The sequence below is a fragment of the Longirhabdus pacifica genome, from assembly GCF_004115085.1.
GTDB lineage: Bacteria > Bacillota > Bacilli > Paenibacillales > DSM-105158 > Longirhabdus > Longirhabdus pacifica.
In genome coordinates this window covers 52,827-78,616 of record NZ_QXJP01000013.1, presented here as the reverse complement: position 1 = coordinate 78,616, position 25,790 = coordinate 52,827, and the positions used below count along the sequence as shown (strand labels likewise).

At 39.1% G+C, this 25,790-nt stretch carries 21 protein-coding genes; 16 read left to right on the top strand and 5 right to left on the bottom strand.

The features are described from left to right. The first annotated feature begins 10 nt into the window (after positions 1-10). From D1Z92_RS10750 to D1Z92_RS10725, 6 genes are all read left to right on the top strand, one after another. On the top strand, positions 11-922 hold the full coding sequence (locus tag D1Z92_RS10750; protein ID WP_240666672.1) for an ATP-binding cassette domain-containing protein: 912 nt from the start codon (positions 11-13) through the stop codon (positions 920-922). A gap of 1 nt (position 923) precedes the next feature. Then, entirely contained in the window at positions 924-1,613 is a 690-nt protein-coding gene (locus tag D1Z92_RS10745) for an ABC transporter permease (protein ID WP_128895676.1), read from the top strand. Positions 1,614-1,735: 122 nt separating this feature from the next. Next, on the top strand, positions 1,736-3,157 hold the full coding sequence (locus D1Z92_RS10740; protein WP_128895675.1) for an alpha/beta hydrolase family protein: 1,422 nt from the start codon (positions 1,736-1,738) through the stop codon (positions 3,155-3,157). Between the two features lie 217 nt (positions 3,158-3,374). Next, the gene (locus D1Z92_RS10735; RefSeq protein ID WP_164931566.1) at positions 3,375-3,845 is read left to right on the top strand and encodes a nucleoside deaminase; all 471 of its coding nucleotides are present in this window, start codon (positions 3,375-3,377) and stop codon (positions 3,843-3,845) included. A gap of 318 nt (positions 3,846-4,163) precedes the next feature. Continuing rightward, a complete protein-coding gene (locus D1Z92_RS10730; RefSeq protein ID WP_128895673.1) occupies positions 4,164-4,604 on the top strand; it encodes a hypothetical protein in 441 nt (146 codons plus the stop codon). A 116-nt stretch (positions 4,605-4,720) separates the two neighbouring features. Then, positions 4,721-6,370 carry a glycoside hydrolase family 13 protein gene (locus tag D1Z92_RS10725; RefSeq protein WP_128895672.1) on the top strand — a complete coding sequence of 550 codons (1,650 nt, stop codon included), beginning with the start codon at positions 4,721-4,723 and terminating at the stop codon, positions 6,368-6,370. 105 nt (positions 6,371-6,475) lie between these two features. Here the strand turns inward: D1Z92_RS10725 and D1Z92_RS10720 are convergent, their stop codons facing one another. After that, on the bottom strand, positions 6,476-7,276 hold the full coding sequence (locus D1Z92_RS10720; RefSeq protein WP_206099740.1) for an RnfABCDGE type electron transport complex subunit D: 801 nt from the start codon (positions 7,274-7,276) through the stop codon (positions 6,476-6,478). A 225-nt stretch (positions 7,277-7,501) separates the two neighbouring features. Continuing rightward, complete coding sequence (locus D1Z92_RS10715; RefSeq protein WP_128895671.1) at positions 7,502-10,186, bottom strand: peptidase G2 autoproteolytic cleavage domain-containing protein; 2,685 nt, start codon at positions 10,184-10,186, stop codon at positions 7,502-7,504. 309 nt (positions 10,187-10,495) lie between these two features. Between D1Z92_RS10715 and D1Z92_RS10710 the strand changes: the two genes are divergently transcribed. The 6 genes from D1Z92_RS10710 (at position 10,496) to D1Z92_RS10685 (ending at position 17,102) form a co-directional block, all read left to right on the top strand. Then, positions 10,496-11,212: a GntR family transcriptional regulator gene (locus D1Z92_RS10710; RefSeq protein ID WP_240666674.1), complete on the top strand. Its 717-nt coding sequence runs from the start codon at positions 10,496-10,498 to the stop codon at positions 11,210-11,212. Positions 11,213-11,277: 65 nt separating this feature from the next. Continuing rightward, on the top strand, positions 11,278-12,462 hold the full coding sequence (locus tag D1Z92_RS10705; RefSeq protein WP_240666671.1) for an iron-containing alcohol dehydrogenase: 1,185 nt from the start codon (positions 11,278-11,280) through the stop codon (positions 12,460-12,462). 70 nt (positions 12,463-12,532) lie between these two features. Then, complete coding sequence (locus tag D1Z92_RS10700) at positions 12,533-14,281, top strand: thiamine pyrophosphate-binding protein (RefSeq protein WP_128895669.1); 1,749 nt, start codon at positions 12,533-12,535, stop codon at positions 14,279-14,281. Continuing rightward, positions 14,281-15,207 (top strand): bile acid:sodium symporter family protein, encoded by a 927-nt coding sequence (locus D1Z92_RS10695; protein WP_128895668.1) that lies wholly within the window; start codon positions 14,281-14,283, stop codon positions 15,205-15,207. The genes D1Z92_RS10700 and D1Z92_RS10695 overlap by 1 nt, the downstream gene beginning before the upstream one ends. Beyond that, positions 15,204-16,163, top strand: a complete 960-nt coding sequence (locus tag D1Z92_RS10690; protein ID WP_128895667.1) for an SDR family oxidoreductase — start codon at positions 15,204-15,206, stop codon at positions 16,161-16,163. Before D1Z92_RS10695 ends, D1Z92_RS10690 begins: the two co-directional genes overlap by 4 nt. A 123-nt stretch (positions 16,164-16,286) precedes the next feature. After that, on the top strand, positions 16,287-17,102 hold the full coding sequence (locus tag D1Z92_RS10685) for an SDR family oxidoreductase (RefSeq protein WP_164931565.1): 816 nt from the start codon (positions 16,287-16,289) through the stop codon (positions 17,100-17,102). 177 nt (positions 17,103-17,279) lie between these two features. Here D1Z92_RS10685 and D1Z92_RS10680 read toward each other — a convergent pair whose 3' ends face one another. From D1Z92_RS10680 to D1Z92_RS10670, 3 genes are all read right to left on the bottom strand, one after another. Continuing rightward, a complete protein-coding gene (locus tag D1Z92_RS10680; RefSeq protein WP_128895665.1) occupies positions 17,280-18,005 on the bottom strand; it encodes a hypothetical protein in 726 nt (241 codons plus the stop codon). Between the two features lie 54 nt (positions 18,006-18,059). After that, positions 18,060-18,758 (bottom strand): hypothetical protein, encoded by a 699-nt coding sequence (locus tag D1Z92_RS10675; RefSeq protein ID WP_164931564.1) that lies wholly within the window; start codon positions 18,756-18,758, stop codon positions 18,060-18,062. A 62-nt stretch (positions 18,759-18,820) separates the two neighbouring features. Beyond that, on the bottom strand, positions 18,821-19,609 hold the full coding sequence (locus D1Z92_RS10670) for a hypothetical protein (protein WP_128895663.1): 789 nt from the start codon (positions 19,607-19,609) through the stop codon (positions 18,821-18,823). A 678-nt stretch (positions 19,610-20,287) separates the two neighbouring features. Here D1Z92_RS10670 and D1Z92_RS10665 point away from each other — a divergent pair. The 4 genes from D1Z92_RS10665 to D1Z92_RS10650 all read left to right on the top strand — a co-directional run bounded on the left by D1Z92_RS10665 (position 20,288) and on the right by D1Z92_RS10650 (position 25,379). Next, entirely contained in the window at positions 20,288-21,466 is a 1,179-nt protein-coding gene (locus tag D1Z92_RS10665; protein ID WP_128895662.1) for an acetyl-CoA C-acetyltransferase, read from the top strand. 465 nt (positions 21,467-21,931) lie between these two features. Beyond that, complete coding sequence (locus D1Z92_RS10660; protein WP_128895661.1) at positions 21,932-22,777, top strand: 3-hydroxybutyryl-CoA dehydrogenase; 846 nt, start codon at positions 21,932-21,934, stop codon at positions 22,775-22,777. Between the two features lie 217 nt (positions 22,778-22,994). Next, on the top strand, positions 22,995-24,134 hold the full coding sequence (locus D1Z92_RS10655; RefSeq protein ID WP_128895660.1) for an acyl-CoA dehydrogenase: 1,140 nt from the start codon (positions 22,995-22,997) through the stop codon (positions 24,132-24,134). A gap of 105 nt (positions 24,135-24,239) precedes the next feature. Beyond that, positions 24,240-25,379, top strand: a complete 1,140-nt coding sequence (locus tag D1Z92_RS10650; protein WP_128895659.1) for an acyl-CoA dehydrogenase — start codon at positions 24,240-24,242, stop codon at positions 25,377-25,379. Positions 25,380-25,790 lie beyond the last annotated feature (411 nt).

The window sequence follows — 25,790 nt, the reverse complement described above, 5'->3', positions numbered from 1 at the left end:
GGGAGTGTTCGTGTACGTCATTCAAACTAGAAATGTAACAAAGCGCTTTAACGACAAAGAAGTAATTTCCAATGTGAACATGAATGTGAAACAGGGGCAAATCTACGGGCTTTTAGGGCCAGAGGGATGCGGTAAGACAACGATAATCAAATTACTGATGAATTTACTTCAGCCTACATATGGCGAGATTTTGCTATTTGGTGAGACTTTAACCTCACGTAAGTATGACCTCTATAAACGCATCGGTTCTATTATTGATGTACCCGCATTTTATGAGCATTTATCACCGAAGGAAAATTTGCAGCTGCATGGTGACTATATGGGATACCACCAAAAAAATGCTATACAAGATGTTTTTGAGTTGGTGGGGCTGAAATGGAATGATAAAAAACCTGTGAACATGTTATCCCTAGCAATGAAACAACGTTTGGGGATTGCACGTGCGATCATGACGAAACCTGACTTAGTCATACTAGATAATCACAATATTGGGCTCGATGCGATAGGCATAAAGGAAATGAGAACATTAATTAAAAGATTGAGCGAGCAATATGGGACAACTTTTCTCATTTCAAGTCATGCCTTATCTGAGATACAGCAAATCGCAGACGTCATTGGCATTATGCATCAAGGTAAATTAAAGTCAGAATGGTCTATGGAAGAAGTGCAGCAGATGAGAAGCGATTGTATTGAAATGAAAACGACAAATGTAAAGAAGGCTGCTTTTGTGTTAGAGGAGTATCTACATATCTCTCAATTTAAAGTAATAGATGAAAGTATGATAAGGATATATGATACGCATTTTTCTGAACATGCGTTGTTAAAAACGTTAATTTTGAACGAGATTCCGATTTATCACTTCACGAAAAAAAGTGGGACGTTAGAGGATCTCTTTTTGAAGACTGTGGATAGGAGAGAGTAATATGTTCACATTATTTTTACTTGAGATAAAAAAGTGGCGTTGGAGAAGATATGTGGTTGCTTTCCTTTTTTTACAGCTTGGTATCTTATTATCTTTACTCCAAACGTATCTTTATATTTATGTTGGAGGTCATCGTGAAAGCCTCGATATATTTGATGTTGTTGAATATCATGGCGTAAGTACAACATTGATTTTTTCAGCTTTTTTGGTTCGTCAGTTGATCATCAAGGAATATGAAAATAAAACGATGGACGTCTTGTTTACGTATCCTCTCCCACGTCAACAACTCTTTTTAGTCAAAGGGATAATCATTTTTATGTTTACCTTCATACTGACTTTCATCCTGATGGTTACTGGATTCTTATTTATTTATATACTGGATATGAATTTTGCAGTCATTCCTCCTCCCTTCATTCATGATGCAGTATCGTATTCGCAAATAACAACGTTTGTCATATTAAGTTTATCTACTGCTGGAAGTGCTTTCATCCCGTTGTTTATCGCGACATGGAAACATTCTACTTCAAGTATGATGACTACCGCTGTTATATTGGCTTTTATTATAGGGTCAGATATTAATGGTTTCGTCATAATTTCCTATATGTTTTTTCCTATTACGCTAGGATTGATTGGCATGATACTTTTCTATCATGCATGGAAACAAGTAGCATACACTGATGTATCCTTTTAATTTACTATACGAAATGAAAATGAAAGTAAGGAAAAAGTAAGGATTTCGAATGAAAAATGACAACTCTATTATCTATCATTAGAACCATAGTACAACGAAAAGATAAATTGGAGTGGTGAAAAATGAGATTACTGGAAATGATATTAGTGTTTGTCAATTTTGGATTACTGTATTTGGTGTTTATGAAGAGATTAAAAGCGGGTTCCAATATAAAATCGCTTTGGCCTTTGTTCATCGCTTATTTCGTCATGATAATACAAGTGGTATTTGAAGGGATGAGTTGGCGCATGATCCCAGCTTACTTCACCGTGTTATTGTTAACATTGTATTGCTTTGTCGGCCGCAAGAAAAGCAAGCAAAGAAAGTGGTATATGGTGACACTACAGATGGTATTGCTGACGGTATATGTGGTGATTTCTATTGTACCGCCACTTGCCATGCCCGTTTTTTCACTTCCTACCCCAACAGGGACGTACTCCATAGGTACAGTATCGTATCATTGGATCGATGAACAACGTACTGAAACGTTTAGCGATGATCCAAACGCAAAACGGGAGTTAATGGTACAAGTTTGGTATCCTGCTGGTGAAGAAAAGGGGAAACTGGAAAACTATCTTCAAACACAACCTAACTTAACAAACGGAATCAATAGTCATTTAAATTTAATCCAAAGTAACGCTTTTGCTGAAGCAGACGTATCTTCAGAAGAACAGCAATATCCTGTGATCATTTTCTCTCATGGGTATGGTACGCATCGGAATACAAACACGTTTCAAGTGGAAGAATTAGCGAGTCATGGGTACATCGTGGTTGGTATTGAGCATACGTACAGCGCTATGGCAACTGTATTTTCCGATGGGAGAACAGTGGAGTTGATGCAAGTCGAATATGATGAACTGACAAAAAAGAATGACTTGATGAACATATGGAAAGGGGATGCAGCGTTTGTGATAGATCAGTTGGAACAGTTAAATCAAGGCGCAGAGGACGAGCGCTTTGTAAACAAGCTGGATCTGAGTCGCATCGGGATGTTGGGACATTCCTATGGAGGAGCGACTTCGTACTGGATGCTACAGCAAGATGAGCGAGTCAAAGCTGCAATCGACATGGATGGAGGATTGTATGGAGGTACACTCCCAAAAGAAGGAGTGGGAAAACCGTTCTTATTGATGAACGCGATGCAAAACATGGATTTGAATTATTGGATTGATAATGCAGTATTAATAGGGCAGACTGCTGACACTGCTGAGCAGGCTTACAATGAAACCATGTTAGGATTTGAGCAAAGTCTTATAGGAGGTGGTATGTCTTTAGTCATTCCGAATTCCACACATTACAGTTTCACCGATTATAATCTGTTCGGTCCAAACACCATCTTCCCTATGTTTCGTGCAGAAGGAGAAGATCCACAACTGAACCATCGTATTATCAACGAGTTTACCGTTGCATTTTTTGATACCTATGTAAAAGGAGCAAACGATACGGAGCTTGTTCTAGAGCAATTGGGGAATAAATATCCAGAAGTTAATTTTACAGTGAATTAGTTACAAGTTCTCACTTTCTGTTACACTTCTGAAAACGTGGGAATAGGCGACACCTTACTTTTTCGAGAACATGAGATCATTAGCATCTGCGAATATAAATAGGGGAATGAATACAGCATGAGATCGTCATCTTTTCCATATAAATAAGTGGAAGGAACTTGTTCAACCAACTTATTACGGCTATGCATAAGATGAATAGTGTGAAGAGGTGATGGCCATGCAATACGCATTTTTAAAATATGCGGTGGATTTAGCGTATCAAAATGTGCAATCATGTAGAGGTGGTCCTTTTGGTGCTGTTGTGGTGAAGGATGGTTGTGTTGTTGGAATCGGGGTCAATAACGTTGTTGCACATCATGATCCTACTGCGCATGCCGAAGTACAAGCGATAAGAGATGCAGGGAGAAGGTTGTGCACGTTTAATTTAGAAGGGGCGGAAATGTATAGTAGCTCTGAGCCATGTCCCATGTGTTTGAGTGCCCTGTATTGGTCAAATATTAATGTTGTTCACTACGTGTATCCGATGGAAATAGCAAAATCGTGTGATTTTGATGATACTTATATCTATGAACAACTATGTCTCCCTGCCGCACAGCGCGATGTTAAAATGATTCGTTACGATGATCAGTATTTTTCCAATCCATTTGAGCTATGGATCCAACACCCAACTTATCATGTACACTATTAACTATGTCATGGTGGTATAAGTATCATTGTCTTGCTGTAAATTTGTAAAATACGTGTATGCTCCTCGAATGAGGAGTATTTTTTAGTTTATTCATTTTAAGAAAATCAGTTGCACTTTAAGAATACTGTACCTTGAACAGGGACAGTCTTACTAAGGCTTATGTATCAATCTCGCTTTTTCATTGCCTAAACTGTTAAATAACAGCACCACAGCTGTTTGTCCTGAATAGTATAAAGTATCAAACTCGTCTCTTTCTATCAAACATGGTTTATAGCGGAACATCTGCTAACTTCATTATCAATAGGAGGGAATGTAGAAATGAAAAAGCGTGGTTACAGAGGTAGAAGAAAGAAAGGCCACAATATATATCGCTATTTCTTAAATCATTCTAATAGGAGACGTAGAAAAAAGAAACATAGATACACACCTGCACCTTATGGAAAAAGAAAAAGATATACGGTGTACACTCCAAAATTAGGTAAAGCAGCCAAAAAGAGAATTCGTCGTAAAATAAGAATATTTGCAAACAAACAGTTAGGGAAAAATAGACAAGTTGGAAGAGGTAGAAGAAATCAAAACATCAACAATATTAATAATGCTAACAAAATGAGATGGTTTGGTTATGGGCAAATTGGTATGCCTAGAGTGTTGGTTATAGGAAAAAGAAATAAACCAAGAATAAAAATTGTGCAAAACATTAAAATAGGTAGAGTTAGATATGTACAGGATGAATTTTTCGATATTAACTACAACGCATAAATAATAATGAAATAATGATGAATTCCCTTTGTTCATACTAGGGGAATTCATTTATTTTTGTTACAATAGGGACTATGCTGCAACAATATAAATATAAATCAAGGTGGAGATGAACAATGTTACGTAGATGGTGGCATGATGCGGTAGTATATCAAATTTATCCACGTAGTTTCTATGATGACAATAACGATGGAATCGGAGATATTCCTGGGATTATTTCTAAGTTAGATTATTTAAAAGAGCTAGGAGTTTCTATCATTTGGCTAAGCCCTGTATATCAATCACCGATGGATGACAACGGTTACGATATATCGGATTATAAAGCAATAGCAGAAGAATTTGGAACCATGGAAGATATGGAGCAATTGATTGCTGCGGCGAAACAAAAAGGAATTTCCATCATGATGGATTTGGTCGTTAACCATACCTCGGATGAACATTCATGGTTCGTGGAAGCGCTTCAATCTCCTGACAATAAATACCGCGACTATTATATATGGCGTGATCCTGCTACTAATGGGGGAGTGCCTAATGATTTGCAGTCTATTTTCAGTGGAAGCGCGTGGGAATTTGACGAGAAGTCTGGTCAATATTATTTGCATTTATTTTCGAAAAAACAGCCTGATCTGAACTGGGACAATGAACAGTTACGCCATGACATTTATAACATGATGAATTGGTGGTTAGATAAAGGGATAAAAGGATTCCGTATGGATGTTATCGATCTAATCGGAAAAGACATCGATAAAGGTATTACGGGTAATGGACCGTCCCTGCATCCGAGGTTGAAAGAGATGAATCAGCATTCATTTGGAAGCAGAGATACGATTACGGTAGGTGAAACTTGGGGCGCAACGCCTGACATTGCACTGCAATATTCAGGGGAAAGCCGAGAAGAGTTGTCTATGGTATTCCAATTTGAGCATGTTACTGCCTTCCATGATGAGCAGTTTGGTAAATGGAAATCGAAGCCCGTTGATTTTAACGTGTTAAAAGATATTTTTACAAAATGGCAATTGGCATTGAACGACGATGGATGGAATTCGTTGTTTTGGAATAATCATGATTTGCCTCGTGTCGTTTCGAAGTATGGTGACGACAAGGAATATCGTACAGAAAGTGCAAAGATGTTAGCTACGATGATTCATTTTATGAAAGGTACACCGTACATTTTTCAGGGTGAAGAAATTGGCATGACCAATGTCAAATTCCCACAGTTTAGCGATTACAATGATATTGAAATACACAACGCCTATCAGGATCTCGTAGACAGCAATAAATTGGATCATGAAAGTATGATGGAAGGCATTTACGCTGATGGAAGAGATAACGCTCGTACACCGATGCAGTGGGATGATTCCCTTCACGCTGGGTTTACCACTGGAACACCTTGGCTTAAAGTGAATCCGAATTACGATAACATCAATGTAGAGCAAGCTTTAGATGATAAGGATTCCATTTTCTATTATTATAAGCATCTTGTACAATTGAGAAAAGAGATGCCTGTGATGGTTTATGGAAAGTTTAAGCGGATCATAGAACAAGAACAGGCTGTTTTCGCTTACCAAAGAACACATGAGAACGATACATTAACAGTGATTTTGAATCATACGAATCAGGTTCAACACGTCAAAATACCTGAAGAAGTCATCACGGAATGTGGTAAAGTAATTGCACATAATTACAAAGGCGATAATCACATCCAGCATCATGAACTTGTACTTCAGCCATATGAATCTATCGTTTACGTTAACGCAACAGTGTAATGTTTTTGTGGGGATAAGATAAGGAAGTAAAAGTTGTTAGCTGTTAAGGCTGTTAAGCTGTTTCAAAAGCGGATGCACATGCATTGTGCTTTGGGACAGCTTTTTTCAGGAGGGGAGCATTGTATTCTTTCTAGTGCTGTAAATACGATAGGGCAAGCCTATTAAAATCGTTACGATAAAAGCGGCGTAAAATAACGAATTGGTAATCTGATGAATACGTAAGTAAGCATCGACTGCAGCTACGCTAAAAGCAATCACAACCCTCATGAGAGTCGTTGATGGTGTTGTTTTTGGATCTGTTAGCATAAAGAAAGTAAACAACTGAAATGAAGCTCCCATCATTGGTCCTAGTGCATAGTATAAAGGTTCATCCACAAATACATGACGCAAGAGTGCAAACATAAGGTAACTTCCAATAAAAGCAAGTACCGTATCTAATCTTCTGGCCATACTTGCAGCAATAATGCCCAGTACAAGAATAAAGGCCATAATGAGGAACCCGTTGCTCCATTGTTTCGGTGTGCTTACCACGAATTGAGGAAGAAAAAATAGCACAGCTACGATAGCGATGTTATTAGGATTGAACACATGTCCTCCACCAATACGGAACACGTATTTCATTCCGATAGCAATAGTAGATGTGAGCACATAAGGCCACAATAAGTATGAATTGAGGATTAAACTAATACCTGTACCAGAGATGATAGCGCTAAGAGGAAATATCCAAGCTTTTTTGATCCATCGATGTAACAGCAGCTCCACCATGACTGCGGTCACAATGGAAGCAAATAGTGCATCCCACTTCTGATAAAAATCGAGAAAAAATTGTCCTGTGATGACAAAACTAAATAAAAAGGCTAGGATGAAATATCTTGGATCCCACTTCTTGATTGTGTCCAACTTCACTTTATTGCCCCTTTCTACTCCATGAGATAAATGCGATGATCATCATCTTTGTTCATGCTTGCATGTTCTCTCTATTTTACAGTTAATATAATGGAAAGGTAGGGAATATTTTGCTTTTATTTAAGGTTGTATTGCTCCAAATGTGATGATAATAATGACAAAAAAATCCCACCATATAAGGTGAGAAAGGTAGGCCTGTAGTGAATGTAAAAATTGTATGTGGAACTATCTAAAGATGATGAGGACTTGATTTTTTCCTGTCCGCATTGCAACACGATAACCTTTATCTGCTTTCGTTGCTATTCCTTTATCGTTAGGCATGCACCAACCATCCACTTCACAAGTGCCATCGTCACGTACTAAAATTTGACCCATCATCCCCACGGCCACCCATTCCTTCCTTTCTGTCCTTGGTGTATAAGGTAGATCAGCATTATAAAGAGTATTAAGGATAGGCTGTTTTGTTACATGGGCAGGAATAACGACGTTTCCTTGAGCATCTAGTTGTTCAGGTATTTTCACTTCTTCATACACATACCTCCCCCAATCGTCTGTTACATATTTTTTACTCCAATTGACTTCTGCACTCCCACATACAACAGCAGGTGTTGCACTGGAAATACCTAAAATATAATCGTCATTTTCTTTTGCTTTGCGAATTTTATTTCCTTTTAACGTGACAAAATATCCGACATCAATAGCTTCGCCGTCGATTGTTTCATACATTTCAGCAAAATCACATTGATTGCAATTACCGCCCATCATGACTTGATTGAAGCAAGCATTCCCTTCATTTCCAGTATCACCTCTGATAAAGGCAACAATGCCATTAGCAGCCAAATGCCAGGAGTTCTCAAATTTAGCTGCACCACTATTGCCCATAATATGAGCGCTGGATAAAGTACTGCCTACAACTGTATGAATTCCCTGTGAGTGAGAGGCTTCTGCTAAAGCCATCGTTCTTATGCCTTCTGCATGAGCAGCAGTCCCGCCCGCAATGGTTTGCTCTCCTTCCGCATGAGAGGAAACACCGCTAGCAGTCGTACCCATTCCTTCGGCATGTGCGTTATCGCTACAAGTCATCGTTTCGCTTCCTTCGGCGTGTGAGTTACTTCCACTCGCCTTTGTTTCAAATCCCTCGGCATGCGCATTAGTGCCCATTGCTTCTGTTAGTTCTCCTTCCGTATGTGAAGAAGTGCCCAACGCCATGGTTCCGAGCCCTTCGGCATGGGAAGTGTCACCACTTGCATTTGAGATCATCCCTTCGGAGTGAGACATATTTCCAGAAGAAAAACACAGTAACCCTTCGGCATGAGATTGTTCACCACATGCAAATGTACTGCATCCCTCCGCATGGGATTCATCACCAATAGCTAATGTAAGTTGCCCTTCTGCATGACTGTTTTCCCCTCGCGATTCTGTACTGCTTCCCTCCGCGTGTGATTGACTTCCCGTTGCTTCACTACAACTTCCTTCTGCATGACTGTTTGTAGCGACAGCCATGGTCGTACTTCCTTCAGCGTGTGCATTCATTCCACTGCTTGTAGTTAAAGCACCTTGGGCATGTGAACAATTCCCGGAAGCCACGGTTACTAACCCCTCTGCATGAGAGCTACAGCCCGATGCACATGTTGAACTATTTTCTGCATGGGAATCAACGCCACTGGCTTTCGTTCCTCCACCTTCTGCATGGGAAGCATCACCAATAGCTAAACAAGCAAATCCTTCTGCGTGTGCTCCGCTACCACCTGATGCTGCAGTAGATGTTCCTTCCGCATGGCTAAAGGCTCCCGTTGCAAACGTAAGAAATCCTTCCGCATGTGCTGCTGTACCTTCTGCAAATGCTTCGATTCCTTCCGCATGTGCTGCTGTACCTCCTGCGAAGCTTGCTGTTCCTTCTACATGTGCCGCAAACCCGTCAGCAACAGTGATGTTTCCTTCCGCGTGTGTATCTCTCGCTAGGGCAATAGTTAATAGCCCTTCCGCATGTGCATTCTCACCCATCGCTGCCGTTAGTCTTCCTTCCGTATGGGTATGGTCACTCATGGCCAACGTTTCCCTTCCTTCGGCATGTGCTGCTCTGCCACTAGCGGTTGTAAGTTCTCCTTCCGCATGGGAAGCAATATCAACGGCCGATGTATCTACTCCTTCCGCATGAGAACTATCTCCCTCTGCTACCGTATTCGTTCCTTGTGCGTGGGCACTAAATCCATTGGTGATGGTCAAAAACCCTTCCGCATGAGAGCAGCCACCTGAAGCAACCGTGTTGCATCCTTCGGCATGTGATTGTCCAGCAACCGAAGCAGTGAAAAAGCCTTCGGCATGCGATTGATCCCCATCTGCGGCGCACATCGCTCCTTCTCCATGAGCAGCTACTCCATTCACGATGGTTACTATGCCTTCTGCATGAGCAGCGCGACCCATACTTCTCGTTAATGTTCCTTCCGCATGTGCGATCTCCCCAAAAGCAAGTGCTCTATCGCCTTCGGCATGAGAGCATACCCCCACAGCTATAGTAGAACACCCTTCTGCGTGTGCGTTATCTCCTTCTGCTGTTGTTAGTATTCCCTCGGCATGTGCATTTGCCCCGCTAGATTCTGATAGATTTCCTTCACTATGTGAACATACGCCGGTGGATAGGGTGGAACATCCTTCCGCATGAGATGAATCGCCGATCGACATACTAGAAATCCCTTCCGCATGAGAGTTTGGTCCTTTGGCAATTGTAATATTTCCTTCTGCATGAGAACATATGCCGATGCTCTTTGTGTTACATCCCTCTGCATGGGAAGCAAAGTTTTGTGCTAACGTGAGTGATCCTTCTGCTAATGAGGCACGTCCGGCTGCTGTCGTATTTTCACCCAATGCTGTAGCACATATGTTTTGCACATTTCTATTACACTCTGACATAAAAATACCTCCAGTATTGATTTACATTTACCTACATTCTATGGATACAGGAATAGACGCGTCACATGATTACCGGAAAAAGAGAGAATATATAACTTCTGATCATAAAAAAAATAATTTGCAACACGGATTGTACAGAATTCATTAAATTTTCAAAAAGTTATTGAGATATGTATTGTTTATGATTATAATGGAGCTTAAGAAAAATGTATCCGCTTACATTAATGTGAATGTAGCGGTTTAAATGAACTGGTACGTACGTCACGATGAGTTTGTAAATGTATAAAGGGGAGAAATGTATTGATTAATGTGAATAATCCGATTCCTTTGCATGTACAACTTAAGGAAATGTTAGCACAAGAAATTAAAAAGGGCATTTATAAAAATAAGATTCCGAGTGAAAGAGAATTGATGGATCGTTTTTCCATCAGTAGGACGACCGTTAGAACAGCTATTTCCCTTCTTGTTCAAGACGGCATGTTAGAAAAAATTCATGGTAAAGGGACGTTCATTTCAAAAAGACCTCCTGTACATGATTGGTTAGATTCATTGAATAGTTTAACAGACACCATAAAAAGAATGGGGATGGTACCTGGATCAAGGCTGCTAAAAAACGGCATTACAGGTAAGGCAAAGGACATTCATATCAACGAGTTTTTAAATACGGATATGGTGTACACCATAGAGCGCCTTCGTACAGCAGATGGTATTCCTATTGCAGTAGAAAAGCACTTTTATGATAAAGAAATTGGGTTGCAGTTAGAACATTTCGATTTACATCGCACGACGATCTATGATTTATTAGAAAATCGTTTGAACATCGATATGATGGAAGCCGAACAATTTATTACTTGCAAAGAAGTCAGGATGGAGGATGCTCTGCACTTAGATATACCCAAAGGTACAACCGTGCTTAGTGTGGAGAGGTTAATAACAGATACACATGATAAGCCGATTGAGTATTACATTAGTTACTTTCGTCCGGATATGTACGTGTTTCGTATCAAAACGAGACGGAATAAATAGCTTTGCATGATGAAAATGAAGAACAGCAAACTACTGTAATGTTGCACGAAATGGGGGGACAAAAAGTGAGCAACTCATTATATGCACCTAGAGTGGTGACGATAGGTAGTGGAAGCTTGCAGAAAATTGGAGAGTATGTCGTCGCGCTGCATGCCAAGCATGTATTCGTGATTGCTGGCTCATTGTTGTCAAATGAAACTATCTCATCTACCTTTCAACGGAGTATAGAACAACATGGTTTGGATGCGACATACTTTACACATACAAAAGGGGAACCGACAACGGAACATCTGCAAGCAGTGTTAATGAAAATAAAAGAGTGTGGAGCAGATTGCATCGTTGCTATTGGTGGAGGCAGCGTCATGGATCTTGCAAAAGCAGCCTCGGTCTTTGCTGTAAATGAACAAATGAGTTTAGATGCAATACCCAACGAAAACTGCTTACGAAGACTATCATTTATTGCGATCCCTACTACAGCTGGTACAGGATCAGAAGCGACGAAAATAACGGTCATTAAAGATGTGAAAACCGGTGTGAAAAAAAATCCTGGGCATCATACGCTCATTCCAGATGTAGCTATTCTTGATCCAGAGCTAACAATTTCGTTGCCCCAATCTATTACAGCTTATACAGGGATGGATGCGCTAGCACACGCAATGGAGGCGTATGTATCGACGAAGGCAACACCATGTAGTGATTTTTATGCGCTGGAGAGTATGCGCTTGATAGCTGCATCATTGCCGCTAGCATATCAGAACGGAAATGATATCAAAGCAAGAGAGCAGATGTTGCTAGGCAGTTACTATGCTGGCATTGCTTTTTCAAACGCTTCCACTAATTTAGCTCATGCTGCTGGCAGGCCGCTTGGTGCTCACTACAACATGCCACATGGGTTGTGTGTCGCATTACTTCTGCCCTTTGTAGTGGAATATGGCTTGCATGTGTGTGAGGAACGCTATGCAACAGTAGCAGGTGTTTTATATCCCAATAATAGTCTTAAGCCATCCTACAGTAATGCGGTTGCTGCAAAAAAAGTGATGATATTTATAGAACAATGCAATGATACATTCGGTATTTTGCAAGCGGGATGGGAATATTTGAACAAAGGTCAGGCGTTTGAAGACATTGTTCCCACGTTAGTCAAAGATGCAATGGCAGGGAACGGAATACGAAGTAACCAGATCGTTCCAACGGAAGAGGATGTAGAAGAAATATATAAAAAGCTATGGTCCAAAATAACACAACCATGAACATGTCATAAAACTTATTACCACTATGCATAAGATGGAGAAATCTTATATAGATAACAGGAGGTCAAACATGATAGAAATGTCTGGTGGCGAAGTAGTCGCTAAAATGTTGAGTATGGAACAAGTGGAGAATGTTTTCGGTATTATTGATGGTACGTATTTCGGATTTTATTCTATATTGCAAAAGTATGGAATTGAACTTATAACACCAAGACATGAAACGACGGCAGCCCACATGGCCGGTGCATATGCAAGAGTAACAGGGAAATTGGGAGTATGTATGGCAAGCAATGGTCCAGGGGTAGCTAATATTTTACCAGGCTTGGTCGTTGAGGAAGGGGAAGGGCATAGAGTACTGGTCATTACTAGTTCCAGAAGAACGGGGATTATGTATCCAGATCGAGGGGGAACGTATCAATGCTTCGATCAAGTCGGGGTCATCTCCAATATTGCCAAATGGAGTCAAGCCGTACCGTCATTTGATCGCATTCCAGAAATGTTAAGAACGGCGCTAAGAAAATGTTATGAAGGTAGACCTGGAGTTGTTCATATTGATATACCTGAGAATATTTTAAACAGTAAAGAAAAATGTAATATATCTTTCTGGCAGCCTCATCAATATCGTGTGACAGAACTACCCGGTGCATCAGAAAATCAGTTGAATCAAGCTGTCGACTTGCTTATTAATGCAGAGTTTCCGCTTATTCATGCAGGAAGCGGGATTGTGCATGCCCAAGCCTATGAAGAGCTTGCTCTCGTTGCAGAACAATTACAATCGCTAGTTACAACGAGCTGGGCTGCAAGAGGAGTTATTCCAGAGAGTAATCCTTTAACCCTGCCCATGATCCATATTCAAGCAAACAATAAAGCTAGAAATGAAGCGGATGTTGTGCTCACGCTTGGTTCGAGAATAGGAGAAACAGATTGGTGGGGGAAAGCTCCATATTGGAATGGCAATCAAAAAATGATTCAAGTGGACATTGATCAAAGTACCCTCGGTGCAAATAAACCTGCTGATGTTGCCATCCAAGCGGATGTGAAAACATTTTTGACTCAGCTCTATCAAAAATTACAAGAACGTAAACATGAGATTTCTGTTGAAAATCGTAGAGCAAAAATGAACAAAATAATAGCAGAGAAAGAGAAGAATAGGGCAAAACTAGATAAAAAATTAGAAGAGTACACAGTTCCGATGAACCCTGTACACGTTCCTTCTATTTGCCAAGAAGTATTTCCACAAGATTCCATCAAAGTATTAGATGGTGGGAATACAGTCATCTGGGCTAATTTTTATTATCAGTTAGAGAAACCTGGTTCTGTGCTTTCTACTTATAAATTTGGAATGCTCGGAGCAGGGATAGGTCAGGCACTCGGTGCAGCAGCAGCAAATCGTGATCTCCCAGTTTGTTGCATTATTGGTGATGGAGCGATGGGATTTCATCCACAAGAAATTGAAACTGCAATACGAAGTGATTTGCAAGTCATTTTTATCGTGATGTGTGATCGACAATGGGGCATGGTGAAAATGAATCAACAATTCGCTCTGAAGCCGATTAAAACCGTCATCAAGAAATCATTAAGTCCTGAGGAAACGATCAATGCTGATCTTGGTGAAATTGAATTTCATAAATTAGCAGAAAGTATGGGGGGGCATGGTGAGTACGTGAACGATGCAAATGAACTGAAGCCTGCATTGCACAGAGCTTTAGACAGTGGCAAGTGTGCGGTTATTCATGTGGATGTCGATCCAGTCAAACATATGTGGGCTCCGGGGTTAAAATATTTTAAAGACATGCATTTAGAACCGAAGGGGAAATAATGAGTATCGATCAAGTACAACTCAATTTTAATCCGAGTACAATGATGTTTTTGAATATTGCTATTGCCATCATTATGCTCGGTGTAGCCCTGGATCTTAAGTTTGCTGATTTCAAACAAACTTTTACCACCCCCAAACCCATTGTTATCGGTCTGATTGGTCAATTTTTGTTATTTCCTGCGTTCACGTATTTAATGGTGCTAGTGGTGCAGCCATCCCCTAGCATTGCATTAGGATTATTTTTAGTTGCAGCTTGCCCAGGTGGAAACCTTTCGAACTTCTTATCGTATTTTGCGAAAGGCAATACACCACTATCGATTGTGATGTCTTCGGTTTCCACTGTCATAGCCATCTTTATGACCCCTTTTAATGTTATGTTCTGGGGGTCTTTATATCCAGAAACCAATACGTTATTACGATCTTTTACAATCAGTCCGTTAGATATGTTGTTTTCTATTTTCATGATGTTAGGCTTACCGTTAATCATAGGCATGCTCATTAAATATAAATATCCTGTTTTTGCTAAAAAATTAAACAAAGGAATGAAATATTTCTCTATTTTTTTTTTCATCGGGTTTCTCGCGGTCACACTTTTAGCTAACTTCAATATTTTTGTTGAATTTATTGGCATGATTATTTTCATTGTTTTCTTACAAAATCTCGTAGCCATCTTATCTGGCTATTTTACTGCAAGAGCTTTTAAACTGCCTGAAAGAGATCGACGTACGATCGCTATCGAATTAGGCATTCAAAACTCTGGCTTAGGACTCGTTCTCATTTTCAACTTCTTTGATGGCATTGGTGGAATGGCCATTGTAGCAGCATGGTGGGGAGTGTGGCATTTAATATCTGGTTTATCACTTGCTACGTTTTGGTCATTTAAAATACCACGGCAGCAATCTACTAGTGAGGGGATATCGGTATGAATGTACTAGTAACGGGTGCAGCAGGTTATCTTGGAAGTAATCTGTTGAAAAAACTAATCGAAATGAGCAATGTAAAAGAAGCACAGTGGAATATTATCGCCGCTGATATTAGAGACATCAGCATCAAAGATGATTGTATTCAGTTTGTACACTTAGATGTGCGGTCGGAGCAAATGAGTGAAGTGATGAAGCAATATGAGATTGAAACGGTAGTGCATTTAGCTTCTATTGTGACACCGGGGAAGAAAAGTAACCGTGAATTTGAGTACGCTGTGGATGTAAAGGGAACGGAAAACGTACTGAAAGCCTGTGTTGAAAATAAGGTGAAGCGCATTGTGCTTACTTCTAGTGGTGCAGCGTACGGCTATCATCGTGATAATGCCGAATGGATAACAGAAGATCATCCGATTAGAGGGAATGAAGCTTTCGCTTATGCTCATCATAAACGTCTTGTGGAAGAACGGCTGTCCCAATATCGAGAGCAGCATCCTGAACTAGAACAAGTTATTTTTCGAGTGGGGACGATTCTCGGAAAATCAACGAATAATCAGATTACTTCATTGTTTGAAAAGAAAATGTTAGTTGGCATTCACGGTTCAAAAAGTCCTTTTGTATTCATTTGGGATCAAGACGTTGTAGCGTGTCTCATAAAGGGTATTGTTGACAAGCAGACTGGTATTTTCAACGTTGCAGGTGATGGAGCGCTAACGATAACCGATGTAGCTCACATACTGAATAAAAAAATACTTTGGATACCGTCATGGTTATTGAAATCCATCCTCTTTATTTTAAAGCGATTATCATTAACACAATACGGAGAAGAACAGGTGAATTTTCTCCGATATCGCCCTGTGCTGGATAACTACAAATTAAAGCATGAGTTTGGCTATACTCCAAAGCTAACATCTATGCAAGTATTCCAGTACTTTCTAGAGCAGAAGCATAATACGAAATAGAATACAATAGGAAGAGTAATATAGATCCAGCGTTATATAAACAGAGGGAATAGCGTCATGTGTGTGTGTGACTTCTTTTCTTGTTAGCATAAAAACTTGAATGTAAAGAGTGGAGGGGTACCATTGGATCATACTAAATTACAACATAAAAATGTTCTTATTACTGGGGCAGCAGGAGGGCTTGGAACCGAACTTTGCTTCGCTTTTGGATCAAAAGGAGCGTCCATCATTGCTGTAGATATTAGTTTAGAAAAGCTAGAAAGTTTACAGTCTCAATTGAAAGACAATAACATAGACTGTGGCGTTTTTTTAATGGACATTACAGATAAAAGCAAGTGTCAAGAAACGATGGCAGAGATAGAAAAGAAATATGATTCCATAGATATTGTCATTCATAATGCCGGAATATCTCATCGAAGTCCGTTCATCGATACTAAACTGGATGTGCTACATAACGTGCTAGACGTAAATGTCATCGGGGCTATTAACTTAACCCATTATACGCTACCTTCTGTGATAAAAAGTAAAGGTACGTTTATCGCACTTTCTAGTGTTGCTGGATTTGCTCCATTGTATGGGAGAACAGCATATTCTGCTAGTAAACATGCGCTGCACGGTTTCTTTGAAACGCTTCGCTCAGAAGTAGAAGAGTATGGTGTGCACGTCATGCTTGTCTACCCTTCGTTCATTAAAACAGCTATTGTACAAAATGCACTAAGTGGTGATGGAAAAAAACCGTTAAACCAAATTAAAACGGTAGGCAATGTGTTGACACCGGACTATGTAGCTGCATGTATTGTAAAAGGGGCTTTGAAAAATAAGAAGAGAATGTATATTAGTCCTATTTCTAAATCGTCGTTATGGTTAAGTAGATTCGCCCCCAATATGTACAGTAAAATTATGAAAAAGAAAGTCATGGCTGAATTTGCAAACAAATAGATCATAGAAATCAATTCAAAATGCAGTAAAGTAGAAAATGAATTAGTAGAGTATAGAAAACAAATTTTGTATCGCAAAAAATAAAACAGACGAATAGATGATCCATTCGCCTGTTTTTTGTTTTTGTATATCACCAATTATAACGATGTAGACAACATTTTATTTCCATAAGAGAAATTAGAAGTCGAAATTCATGACTTTAATTGCTTTTACATTAACACTGTAATTGTGTTGATCAAATGCCGTAAGTCCTAAAATCTCATACTTAGAAGTATCAGCAGAAATGGTTAAACCTACTGGCATTCCGAATAAGATACCATTTTTTTCTACAGCAAAGAAAATATTGTACTGGTAACTTACATTACTAGCATTGCTAGATTTCCAAATTAAGTAGTTCGTATTTTCTTCAGGTAAATTTAAGAACGTCGCGCGCATTGCTTCTGCATATGCTTCTAGTGTGTCCCCAGATAATGCAATACCTAATACGCTAGATAGCAAGTCAACTAGTCTATTTACCATGACCTCAACATTTGCTTCTTGTTCAGTAATGGTTTGGTTTACTGTTCCAATTAACGCCATGTTGCTATCTTGCTTTACAATATCAATTGCAGAAGCGAAGTCAAGTTCTAGGCTTTGCGGATTGATAGCAGCTTCGAACTTTTTAGACATAAGTGCAGCTGGTACAATCTGTTCGAAAGGTAATTCCCATACTTCTTTAAAAACAACTTCACCGTCTTCTTGTAAAATAAATGCTGGCATATTCATCGTTTCATTTGAAATGACCGTATTAGAAGTAGGTGCAATTGGTGCTGTGGGTACAGTAGTTGCCGCAGTTGCAGCAGAAGCTAAAGATAAATTAAGAGATAATGCAGAAATAACAGCGATGTTTAGTAATTTTTTCATATTATATTCCTCCTCAAATGAAGTACAATTTTTTTAAGTGCTATGATGTACAGGTTAAATGTCCATTTTTAATACCTTCAAGCCGGTAAGGTTAATATCAAAGTTAAATGTATTATTTTCATTCATGTGTAAAATACCGAACTCTGAAGTATTTGCTGTAACCTCTAACTCTAAAGGTAGGGTGAACAGCAAACCGTTTCTTTCAACTACAAACATTAAGAAATAAGAATAAGATGAATTCTCATTATTTGCAGAAGATAAATGGAACCATTTCTCATCTTCCTGTGACCATAGTCCAATAAATGCTTTCTTTATCACCTTCCTATATTCAAGTTTGTTTTTATCCGTTAGTTCTAGTCCTAAATTAGAAAGAACTAAATCAGTAACCTGATCAATGGTTTCTGATACTGTTGCAGAAGAAGACAATGAATGCTTCAATGTGCCTGTAACAGCAAGGTCATGTTGTGTTTGAATAAATTTGATCATGCTAGAAAAATCCATCTTACTTCTTGTTTCGTCTAAACTACCTTCTTGTAGCTTGGACATTAATAAACTAGCACCTTCCACACGATCTACCCCCACATCATGAAATCTCCTAAATTCTTCACTTTTTACTGTTTCACTAAGCGAGACTATGTTCCCATTCACTGATGTTGAAGTTGTCGCTATGCTTTGTATATTTTTTGTTGATGCTATGGAAGTAGAAGTGGTTAACACAGTACCTAACAGCAATAGGGTGACGAACTTTTTCATTTTTTCACCTCCTTTCAAGCACAAGATGTACACTTTCATTTTTGTAAAAAGGGGTAAAGAAATTAACTTAAGTCATACGTTACTTTTAAACTTCTAACATGTACACTAAACAATGCACTATCTGTCGTAGGTATGAATCCTACTACCCAAGACTCAAATCTATAAGCTTGAATTTCTAAACTAATAGGGATGAGTTCTATGGTGTTTTCATTTTGAAAAGCAAACAGTAGGTGATAATAGTTACTGTCACTCTTTGATTCTCTACTGTAATAAAATACATAGTTTTTATTTGTCACATGCATATTGTTAAAAGTATAGTTGATTTGGTTTCTTATTTCGCTTAGCAAAATACTTTTCTGGGTGTCGTCTAATGTTGCTTGTAATTGATTGGTGATCAAATAATCTAATCCACTCGTCAAAACGTCTACATTTGGATCTCCACTTTTCAGCTGCTTATCTAATGTAGTGACCAATTCTAATGATGGATCACTGTTTACAATGTTTAATGCTTTGTTAAAATCAAAACTTAAACTATTCGGATCAATACAGTCATCAAATTTTTGTAACGCATCTTTGAAACTTGGTTGACTTATTGTTTCGTTATCAAGGTTAGTAAGAATAACTTTATCAAAGTTAGTAACCAATGGAGACAATTGTTGTGCTGCTTGCGAAGTTGTAGCGCTTGCAAAAAAATGATCTGTATTACTTTGCTGTATTTCCTTACTGTCATTATCCATCATAATAATATTAGAGGTTGAGCTCTCTAGTCCCATTGCATTTATGGATGGAATAGCATGAAAGAAAAAAATAAAAATCATCAAACAAGAAAACATATATTTCTTTTTTAACATCAATGTCCCTCCTTTTTCATAATAGAGTGAAAATTCTAACTCTTAAATTTCACCTCCTCTCCTACAACGATGAGTTTTATGTAAAAGTTATAGTTACTTCTCTTCCAGAAATCAAAAATAGAATTATATTCTATTTTTTAAAATTAAAGTATTTAAAAAATAGTTTCAAAAAATTTAATGTATTTATTGTAATTATTGTATATATAAACATAGGTTAGTTTGATGTGTCAAGACAAAATATTTCAAATTTCGCTCGATATAAAAAATAGGGGAAACGATAATAAAGCTTTAAAAATATGAATGTAATCAGAATTCATCATGTATATTTACCAATGCAGCAGGCAAATCAAACTATTTTTTCAGAAAAACATAATATGAATAAACACCTCATTAATGTCGAATTTTGAAAAAAGAAGAATATAACATTACATTGGTTTTTGTATATTATTTTCAGAATAAAAATGTAGTTTGTATAGATGGTGAATGGAGAATACATATACATTCACTTCATATTAGTTTCATTGTGGCTAAATCTAGTATGAAATATTAAAACAAAATATATTGCCAGACGCCATATTCATTATATAATGGAAGGAGAGAACAATTGCGCACAATAAAATTGAAATCGCTTACTTTGTAAATTAAATGGATTATTTTAAAAGAGAAGGGGAGAGCAGGATGCATAAAACAGTCATACTTAGTGCAGTGAGGACACCGTTTGGTAAGTTCGGCGGAGCATTAAAATCTTTTAGTGCCATGGAGCTTGGCGGCCTAGCAATAAAAGAAGCAGTAACTAGAGCGGGGATAGCTTCAGAAGAAGTGCAACATGTTATTCTTGGTATGGTATTGCAAGGTGGACAAGGGCAAATCCCATCTAGGCAAGCCTCTAGATTAGCAGGCTTACCGTGGAGTACAACAACGGAGACCATTAACAAAGTATGTGCCTCTGGATTAAGAAGTGTGACGATGGCAGACCAGCTCATTAAATTAGGAGAAGAAGAAGTCATTGTTGCTGGGGGTATGGAATCCATGAGCAATGCACCATATTTCATGCCTAATGCACGATGGGGAATGCGAATGGGTGAAAATACGGTAAAAGATTTAATGATGCATGACGGCCTGACATGTAGCTTTACGAACGTGCCGATGGGTACATACGGTAATCATACAGCAACTGAATGTAATATATCGCGAGAACAACAAGATGAATGGGCATTGCGCAGTCATCAGAGAGCATTAAAAGCTATAGAAGAAGGACGATTTAATGATGAAATTGTATCCATAGAAGTTCCACAACGTAAAGCTGAGCCTATCATCATAAACAACGACGAAGCTCCTCGCAAAGACACATCATACGAAAAATTAGCAAAACTAAAACCTGTATTTGGAGCAGATGGAACGATTACAGCTGGAAATGCTCCAGGAGTAAACGATGGGGCAGGAGCATTCGTATTAATGTCAGCAGACAAAGCAGAAAAAGATGGACGAAAACCATTAGCAACCATCATTGGACATACTTCCATCGCAGTCGAAGCAAAAGACTTCCCTAAGACCCCGGGACTTGTTATAAACGAATTGCTTAAAAAAACAGAAAAAACAGTAAACGATATTGATCTATTCGAGATAAACGAGGCATTTGCAGCAGTAGCCCTAGCAAGCAATCAGATTGCTGGATTAGACCCTGAGAAAGTAAACGTCAATGGTGGAGCAGTAGCACTTGGACACCCAATTGGAGCAAGCGGATCACGCATCATTGCCACATTAATCTATGAATTGCAAAGACGGGGAGGCGGAATCGGAGTTGCTGCAATATGTAGCGGAGGCGGCCAAGGCGACGCCATCATGATCCAAGTATAACCCTAAATAAACGAGGCAACAAAGCTATAACCTAAAAATATAAAGCAGGCGTGATAACAGATGAGAGCGAATTTGACGTGAGTGACCAAGCGAAGTGAAGCGGATCGGGAACAAAGCGGAAGTCAGGATAATCCCCGACAGCATAAGCTACGTTTCGTCCGCTCCCGAGCAGAGAAACGTAGCGTCCAGAGCAACCTCATCGCCTCACGTCACGGAAGACGAGCAGCTGTTACCACCACAACCAAACCAAAGCAGGCGTGATAACAGATGAGAGCGAATTTGACGTGAGTACCAAGCGGAGTGAAGCGGATCGGGAACAAAGCGGAAGTCAGGATAATCCCCGACAGCATAAGCTACGTTTCGTCCGCTCCCGAGCAGAGAAGCGCAGCTTCCAGAGCAACCTCATCGCCTCACGTCACGGAAGCCGAGCAGCTGTTACCACGCCACCCCAAGGAGAGTGCAAATATGAACAACGTAACCATTATCGGAGCAGGACAAATGGGTTCTGGCATTGCACAAGTGTTTGCCATGGCAGGATTTGAAACCCATATGTACGATATAAAAGAAGAAGCAATTGTCAAAGGCCAACAATATATCCAAAAAAACCTAACAAGACAAGTCGAAAAAGGTAGAATGAGCGAACAAGACAAAGCAAGCGCTCTATCTTTATTAAAACCTACAACGTCCATGGATGCTGTAAAACAATCCGATATGATCATAGAAGCAGCAATAGAAAATATGGAAATCAAACAATCTATATTTAAACAACTAGACGAGTTAGCACCCGCTCACGCCATACTAGCAAGTAATACATCCTCTTTACCGATTACGGAACTAGCAGCAGTAACCAACCGTCCAGAAAAAGTAATAGGTATGCATTTTATGAATCCTGTTCCCGTCATGAAACTAGTAGAAATTATAAGAGGATTGGCTACTAGTGACGAAACGTATACGACGGTAGAGTCCGTGACCAAAAAATTAAATAAAACACCTGTGGAAGTCAACGATTTTCCTGGGTTTGTATCGAATAGAGTACTCATGCCTATGATTAATGAAGCGATTTATACCATTTATGAAGGTGTTGCAACACCCGAAGCTATCGATGAAGTGATGAAACTCGGAATGAATCATCCGATGGGACCTATAACTTTAGCCGATTTTATCGGTTTAGACACTTGTCTTTATATTATGGAAACATTACATGAAGGGCTCGGTGACGATAAGTACCGTCCATGTCCTTTGTTGAAAAAATATGTCAGTGCAGGATGGCTCGGAAAAAAAACGGGCAAAGGCTTCTATTCCTATAGTTAACATATATAAGATGAAGAAATAATGAGAACCAAGTTTACGCCTCAGTAGCCAGACGTAAAGGTCTTGATATAGAAATTTTTCTATCTTATGTATCGTGGTAATAAGTTGGTTGAACAAGTTCATCCAACATATATAGTAAAGATGAAGCATAAAGAATGACTACATTCACATCCATAAACTATTGTATAGATCATCGTTTGAAAAGGAGTGGTGAATAATGGAATTACATTTTACTGAGCAGCAAAAAATGGTGCAAAACATGGTAAAGGATTTTGCCAATCAAGAAATAGCACCATTTGTCGAAAAGATGGAGGAAGGTCATTTTCCACAACAGATACTTGCCAAAATGGGTGAACTAGGATTAATGGGGATGACGATTCCAGAACAATATGGTGGAGCAGGCATGGATTTTACTTCTTATATTCTGGCTATTCATGAAATTTCGAAAATAAGTGCCGTAGTGGGAGGAGCTCTATCTGTACATATCTCTGTTGGAACAAACCCCATCTTATACTTTGGTAATGAACAGCAAAAACAATCTTACATACCGAAACTTGCATCCGGACAATATCTGGGAGCATTTGCTTTAACAGAGCCTGGTTCGGGTTCCGATGCAGCGAGTTTAAACACACGAGCAAATTTAGATGGCGATTATTACAAATTAAACGGATCTAAAATATTTATTACTAACGGTGGGAAAGCAGATACCTACATCACATTTGCTAGAACGAATCCAAACGAAGCAGATAATAGAGGTATTTCCGCATTTATTGTAGAGAAAGATACCGAAGGATTATTTATTGGTAAAAATGAAAAGAAAATGGGTTTGCATGGATCTACAGCTGTTCCACTTTCATTTGAAGATGCAAAAGTACCCAAAGAAAATCTTATCGGATCAGAAGGAGAAGGGTTTAAAATTGCCCTTGCTAATTTAGACATCGGTAGGATTGGTATTGCAGCTCAGTCGCTAGGCATTGCTGAAGCGGCATTGGAATATGCTCTTGCGTATGCAAAAGAGAGAGAACAGTTTGGCAAGCCTATTTCCAAGCAGCAGGGCATTGGATTTAAATTAGCGGATATGGCGACGCAAGTCGAAGCTGCTAAGCTGTTGATTTATCGAGCTGCTTATTTGAAATCAGAAGGAAAACCGTGCTCGCAAGAAGCATCCATGGCCAAACTATTTGCTTCCACTGCAGCGATGAACATCACGACAGAAGCGATACAAATATACGGAGGCTACGGCTATAGTAAAGAATATCCGGTTGAGCGACTATTTCGTGATGCAAAAGTGACGGAAATTTACGAAGGAACAAGTGAAATTCAGCGCATCGTGATTAGTAAACATCTTATAAAATAGCGATAAAACATGTTAAAACACGACAAAAAACAATAGAACACGATATAACACAACGGCAATCGTTACTACAAAATGAAATAGAAATACATCAAGGGGGAGAGGACAATGAACTTTAGCTTATCCGAGGAACACGAGATGATACGAAAAATGGTGAGAGAATTTGCTTTGAACGAGATAGCACCGAGCGCAGGGGAAAGAGATGAAGAAGAAAGATTCGACATGTCTCTTTTTAAGCAAATGGCAGAGCTAGGCCTAGCGGGAATTCCCTGGCCAGAACAATACGGTGGTATCGGAAGTGACTATTTAGCGTATGTCATCGTCGTTGAAGAACTGTCTAGAGTATGTGGATCGATGGGTGTTACGATTTCCGCCCACACTTCATTAGCAGGGTGGCCGCTTTATAAATTTGGAACAGAAGAACAAAAACAGCAATATTTAAAGCCGATGGCACAAGGTACGCATATTGGTGCATATGGTTTAACAGAACCTGGTTCTGGTTCCGATGCAAGCGCAATGAGAACAACGGCTTCTTTAGATGGAGATCATTACGTTTTAAACGGATCGAAAATTTTCATTACGAATGGTGGAATAGCAGACACCTACATCGTATTTGCCATGACGGACAGAGAAAAAGGCAATAGAGGCATTAGTGCTTTTATTGTAGAAGCGGGTTATGAAGGATTCTCTGTTGGTAAAAAAGAAAAGAAATTAGGCATTCGCTCTTCACCGACGACGGAGATTATTTTTGAAGACTGCAAAGTACCCAAAGAAAATTTACTAGGTAGTGAAGGGGAAGGGTTTAAGATCGCGATGATGACGCTGGACGGTGGTAGAAATGGTATCGCTGCACAAGCGGTGGGTATCGCCCAAGGTGCATTAGATGCTGCTATTGACTACAGCAAAGAAAGAGAGCAATTCGGAAAGCCTATCGTTGCGAATCAAGGGATTTCTTTCAAACTTGCTGATATGGCAACACAAATAGAAGCCGCTAGACTTTTAACGTATCAAGCAGCTTGGTTAGAATCAAAAGGGCTTCCATATGGAAAAGAATCCGCTATGTCAAAATTATACGCTGGGGATACAGCGATGAAAGTGACGACGGAAGCGGTGCAAGTGTTTGGAGGGTACGGATATACGAAAGACTACCCAGTAGAACGTTTTATGCGCGATGCAAAAATTACGCAAATATACGAGGGTACACAAGAAATTCAAAGGCTAGTCATTTCACGTATGTTAACAAAATAAATAAGAACCAAGTTTGAGCCTCAGAAGCCAGGCGTAAAGGTGGATGTAATGTAATTTCTTCATCTTATGCATAGTGGTAATAATTTGCTTGAACAAGTTCAATCAAATGATATAAAAGATGAAGAAATAATAAGAACCAAGTTTGAGCCTCAGAAGCCAGGCGTAAAGGTGGATGTAATGTAATTTCTTCATCTTATGCATAGTGGGAATAATTTGCTTGAACAAGTTCAATCAAATGATATAAAAGATGAAGAAATAATAAGAACCAAGTTTGAGCCTCAGAAGCCAGGCGTAAAGGTGGATGTAATGTAATTTCTTCATCTTATGCATAGTGGGAATAATTTGCTTGAACAAGTTCAATCAAATGATATAAAAGATGAAGAAATAATAAGAACCAAGTTTACGCCTCAG